The organism is Mesorhizobium sp. M1143 (assembly GCF_040318435.1).
GTDB lineage: Bacteria > Pseudomonadota > Alphaproteobacteria > Rhizobiales > Rhizobiaceae > Mesorhizobium.
In genome coordinates this window covers 1-3,183 of record NZ_JAMYMJ010000134.1, presented here as the reverse complement: position 1 = coordinate 3,183, position 3,183 = coordinate 1, and the positions used below count along the sequence as shown (strand labels likewise).

The window sequence follows — 3,183 nt, the reverse complement described above, 5'->3', positions numbered from 1 at the left end:
ACGAGGCACAGGATGGGCAGCAACATGGAAAACTCGACGGCAGCTATCCCGGATTTGTCCAGGACAATGCGCAAGGTCCGCCCACCCATCCCGCTACTCGACGAGCTGAACGGATTGCGTCGCCGGAATGTTCTTCATCCCGAGGCTGGTGCAGTCCTGCTTGATGGTCGTACTGCCTGACCACTGGATGGTGTCGGCGACGACCTGAGTGCAGCCACCGTTCCCCGAGAAGTTGCCAAGATAGTTGACCTGCTGCCTGGGAAAATAGATGGCGCCGGTCAAAAGCGAGTCCGCTGTGCCGTTGAAGGTGCTCTGTGCCGCAGTCCCGGTCCTGTCGCCGTAGAACAGCACGCCGGAATAGGCTCCGGAGGTAGGCGCGCTCAGCGTCACCTTGGCGTTGCCGTTCATGCTGACGGTGTTGCTGCCTGCCATGAAGATGGTTACCCCACTGCCGGCGACGACCGCGTTGGCGTTGACCTTCATACCGCCCTGCACGACGTAGACGCCGGGCTGCAGGGTGACGTTGCCGCTGAGGCTCATGCCGCTACAGTAGGTGCCAGGCTGGAGTGTTTGCGACGTCTTGTTGCCGTTGACATTCTTGCAAGGGTTGCCGGCTGTCGGCGTCGCCAAGCCGGAGAAAGGATCGGCTGCCGGCAGGCTCGGGTGATGTTGGACTTGCAGACTGTGGTCGCTGGATTGTTCAGCACCATGCCGCCGACCGTGATCAGGCAGTCGGCCTTGAGCACCGCCGAGCCCTGCGTCTTTATGGCGTCCGAGGCAATCGAGTCCGACATGACCGAACAGCCGGTGAGGTTGACGGTGGTGTTGCCGGAAAAGAGCGCAGCCTGGGAGGCCGACGGACTTAGCGCCAGCACGCAAGCCTTGGAGGCATCATTGATCAGCGCCACCGCCCTTGCCTGTTCGGCAACGGGCGCCTGGTTGAAAATCGCCGTGAAGTAGCGATCGAGGTTTTGCTTGACGATGACCTCCACCGCCTTCTTCGCGGTGTTCGGGCCGGACAATGGCGGCGTGTTGACCTGGATCGTGCCCGGCGTGGCAAAATTGTTCGAGGTCGCGGACTGCGTGGCGGCGGCGATGATGGTCGGGTTATCGGAACCCGCGACTTTCTCGAGCGCACCGGCATAGGCCGCGGCATCGGCAACGGCCTGCAGCTTGAGGCTGCTGTAGTACCAGAAGGACGTCTCGATACCGAGGCCGGCGCCGCCGACCACGACCGGCAAGGTGAAGGCAACGACGACGGCAACGTTACCGTTCCTGGCGCGTGTTGCGCGGACCAATGCAGGCCAGAACCGGATGAATGCACTGGATCCCATATTTTATTAGAAATCACGAATAGATAAACGAATTTCTAAAAAACCCATTCCGATTCGATGAAGCCACGGCCCAGACGAAAGGTTTGCTGCAATTCCTCCTCACGTGCATGTGCTTCACGCTGCGTCATCTCTACGGCCAAGGGGGGGGGCGCATTCTGACCGGGAGCTTTGGGTCGCAAACTGACCTTCCGTGATTGCGAGCCACATGGCTAAGCGGCTGTTCCGCTAGTGAGCCTCGACTGGAGTCCTAGATCCGCACACAAGCGTATCCTGGGTCGATCGCGCTTCGCGAAATGCGCCAAATTGCAAGGTCGTGAGTTCGGACAGCGGAAGCATTCTCCTCATGGGTGTTGCTTGTCGAGCAGAAGATTTCACGATCACCACCGAGACAGCTTCGTGTCGATCCCGCTGCTCGGCATGGTCTGCGGTGAAGTCTCCGTGCTCCCGGCACTGAGGTTATCCAATCGTAGCGAGTCCTAAAGCCGCACAACCTGGTCGAGATGCAGGCGTATCCGCTGGCCTTCCGCGAAGGACAGCGCAAACGATTCCAGGCCGAATGAGCGTGTAATTTCCTGGTCAGTTTCAATGATGCGAACGACCCATTCGCCACTGGCTCCGACCAGTTCCACGCGAGGCGTGGCCTTGCGAATTGGCACCACGCTGCCCATCACAGCCTCCCTACGAAAAGCAATGGCAAGTCGATTAAGACCCTGGTAGTCGGAAGTTCAATAACAAATGCTTGTTCGGATCGGACAAACCACCCTCGATGGGCATTACGAAGGCGGGCGAATCACACCTCAGTTAGGCGAACCCTCCGGGGAACCTCCCGTGAGATAGCCTCTGCTTTAGGTCGTTGGCATTCAGGATGGCCGCCAGCTCTTCGGCATACTCCATGTCGGGAAGGTTGACAGATGGGTGGCCCGCTACAGATGCAGTGCGCGCCGGACGAGCCGAGTTCCGAGTCGGGCTAGTCGAGGACTTGCCCTTGCCGGATAGCACATTCGACAAGGCGCTCAGCGTCCACACAGTGTACTTCTGGCAAAGCCTTAGAGCCGGATCCGCAGAGCTCGCTCGCGTCATCGAACCAGGCGGTCGCGTCGTCCTGGGCTTCCTCCCGAAGGCGCTTATGGACAGGATGAACATGCCGGCCGACATTTTTACACCTCGCGAGCCGATGAGGTCATTTGCTGCCTTGCGAGATGCAGGGTTCAGCGACCCTGAAGTGCCGAGACCGAGCACGGAAACCGCATGGCTCGTGGTGACAGGAACGCGAAGATAAGTTTCGGCGCCTGGAAGCGGAAAAGCCCGCCGCCGAAGCCAACTGGCTAGCGAATTTCGGCAAAGCGCCGGTCTAAAGGTTCTCACTCATCGGTGCAGGTTGATGGCGTGCACACAGCCGTTACGGCCGAGAGCTTCTCGCGCTTGTTATTTCAGGCTTCTGATAAGGCTTCTTCATTCAGGATCCCAGTTTGTCCCTCAACGCGAAAATGCGGTGCGCCGATCACGATGGTCAACCAGAAACACTAAAGTAGCGGCCGAGCGGGGCCAGGGGACCGGCACGCGCGGTCAGGGCGGCGCACCATGGATGCTGCTATTGCCTGGCCGGTTGCCATGGCCTGCTAACGAGCGCACAATGTTGCCGTCGCCTCGAAAAATCAAAAACAAACAGGCACGAGGCGCTTGGGAGCGATCATCAGGCTTTCGCCCGACCAGGGAGAAGGCCCATGCCCACACAGGCACAGAGCCGGCTCATGTATTTTATGGGCCAACTCGTTCACAACGAGAGCATCGTTTCCAAGCAGGATATTATCGTCGGCTTACTGGATCACGAAGGCAGTCCGACGGCCGA

The 3,183-nt window shown here is 59.4% G+C and carries 4 protein-coding genes; 1 reads left to right on the top strand and 3 read right to left on the bottom strand.

Going from position 1 to position 3,183, the window contains the following annotated elements; all coding sequences use genetic code 11:
• Window positions 1–93: 93 nt before the first annotated feature.
• The 3 genes from NKH35_RS31175 to NKH35_RS31165 all read right to left on the bottom strand — a co-directional run bounded on the left by NKH35_RS31175 (window position 94) and on the right by NKH35_RS31165 (window position 2,002).
• A complete protein-coding gene (locus NKH35_RS31175) occupies window positions 94–540 on the bottom strand; it encodes a hypothetical protein (RefSeq protein ID WP_352917516.1) in 447 nt (148 codons plus the stop codon).
• A complete protein-coding gene (locus NKH35_RS31170) occupies window positions 537–1,298 on the bottom strand; it encodes a pilus assembly protein TadG-related protein (protein WP_352917515.1) in 762 nt (253 codons plus the stop codon). Before NKH35_RS31170 ends, NKH35_RS31175 begins: the two co-directional genes overlap by 4 nt.
• A 512-nt stretch (window positions 1,299–1,810) precedes the next feature.
• Entirely contained in the window at window positions 1,811–2,002 is a 192-nt protein-coding gene (locus NKH35_RS31165; RefSeq protein WP_023716267.1) for a hypothetical protein, read from the bottom strand.
• 197 nt (window positions 2,003–2,199) lie between these two features.
• On the opposite strand from NKH35_RS31165, the gene NKH35_RS31160 reads away from it, so the two are divergent.
• Complete coding sequence (locus tag NKH35_RS31160) at window positions 2,200–2,613, top strand: class I SAM-dependent methyltransferase (protein ID WP_084627277.1); 414 nt, start codon at window positions 2,200–2,202, stop codon at window positions 2,611–2,613.
• The last annotated feature ends 570 nt before the right edge of the window (window positions 2,614–3,183 follow it).